2 protein-coding genes are annotated in these 980 nt (G+C 45.5%); both read left to right on the plus strand.

What is annotated here, in order from left to right; all coding sequences use genetic code 11:
• Positions 1 to 747, plus strand: a 747-nt coding sequence (locus tag WMO23_RS11340) for a reverse transcriptase domain-containing protein (protein ID WP_349174127.1), incomplete at its 5' end; no start/stop codon positions are given.
• Positions 744 to 980 (plus strand): hypothetical protein (locus WMO23_RS11345; RefSeq protein WP_349174128.1); only part of this gene is annotated, 237 nt, incomplete at its 3' end. The genes WMO23_RS11340 and WMO23_RS11345, both read left to right, overlap by 4 nt.

Here is a 980-nt window from a genome sequence, read left to right on the forward strand (position 1 = left end):
GGCGTGAAGATGATTAGAGGATATATATTAGCCGATATCCGCGCCGCAAGGTACGCCCGCAGCCACAGGCGACATTATACGCCGAAATGCAAATATTTCGTCAAACTTGATGTTCGACATTGCTATCAATCCATTGATAGAGCACTGTTTATGGAGCTATTCGCCCATGATTGCGGTAACGACGATATTCTTTATCTATGGAGGAGCTTATTAAAATCGTATGAGAAAGCAAACGGCTGCACGGGCTTCTTGATTGGCGCATTACCCAGCCAGTGGGCAGCGCAGTTCATACTATCGTTTTTATACCGTAAAGGCATCTGCCTCAGCGGCGTAAATCATATGGTCATGTTTATGGACGATATGTTGCTTATGGGTAGTAACCGAAGAAAGCTCAAGCGGGCAGCGGAAACGCTATCACGATATGCCGAAGCGGCGCTGCACTTACAGATAAAGCCAAACTGGCATGTCAAAAAGCTGGCAAATGAGCCTATTGATATGATGGGTTTTGTCATCCGCTATAACGGGAAAATTACGATCCGGGCGAAGAACTTCATCCATGCCAGACGCATGCTATTGCGCAAACAGCGGGCACCATTAGTTTATAACCAGGCGAAACGCCTGGCATCCTACAAAGGCTATTTTAAATACTCAGATTGCCGGAAACTGCGAAAGGAGATGAAACTAAAATCGGCGTTTGAGCAAGCACAGAAGATTATTAGCGAACACGAAAGGAGAAAGAGAAAATGAAAGTCTACTATGATACGGAGCCAGAAAAAATTTTGTATCAGCCGCTGCCAGATGGTACCGCCAACGTATACCTTAGAAAGAATATTGCACAGGCAGAGCGGTCTACATTTAACCAGGGCGGCGAAGAAACTCAGACCGTATGGACAGCAGATGAAAAGAACATCCAAACAGAATTATCAAAAGAGGACGTAGAAGCTAATTTCGACCAGCTCTTCTTGACGGCCGATTTTCCG

The sequence above is a fragment of the Megasphaera intestinihominis genome (genome assembly GCF_040096415.1).
In the GTDB taxonomy this organism is placed as follows: domain Bacteria; phylum Bacillota; class Negativicutes; order Veillonellales; family Megasphaeraceae; genus Megasphaera; species Megasphaera intestinihominis.